This is a genomic window from Pseudoalteromonas sp. P1-16-1b (assembly GCF_001401785.1).
Taxonomy (GTDB): domain Bacteria; phylum Pseudomonadota; class Gammaproteobacteria; order Enterobacterales; family Alteromonadaceae; genus Pseudoalteromonas; species Pseudoalteromonas undina.
In genome coordinates this window covers 1-221 of sequence record NZ_LKGQ01000082.1, presented here as the reverse complement: position 1 = coordinate 221, position 221 = coordinate 1, and the positions used below count along the sequence as shown (strand labels likewise).

Sequence of the window (221 nt, the reverse complement as noted above, 5' to 3'; positions counted from 1 at the left end):
GGAGGGGTTCCCGAGCGGCCAAAGGGATCAGACTGTAAATCTGACGGCTCAGCCTTCGCTGGTTCGAATCCAGCTCCCTCCACCACTTTTCTTAGGCTAAGTTAAGTGGGGCCAAATGCAATAAAAATTAGTGTGGAGGGGTTCCCGAGCGGCCAAAGGGATCAGACTGTAAATCTGACGGCTCAGCCTTCGCTGGTTCGAATCCAGCTCCCTCCACCACT

General features: G+C 54.3%; 2 tRNA genes. Both read left to right on the top strand.

What is annotated here, in order from left to right:
- Positions 1 to 85, top strand: a tRNA-Tyr gene (locus AN392_RS18295).
- A 49-nt stretch (positions 86 to 134) separates the two neighbouring features.
- Positions 135 to 219: transfer RNA gene (locus AN392_RS18290), tRNA-Tyr, on the top strand.
- Positions 220 to 221 lie beyond the last annotated feature (2 nt).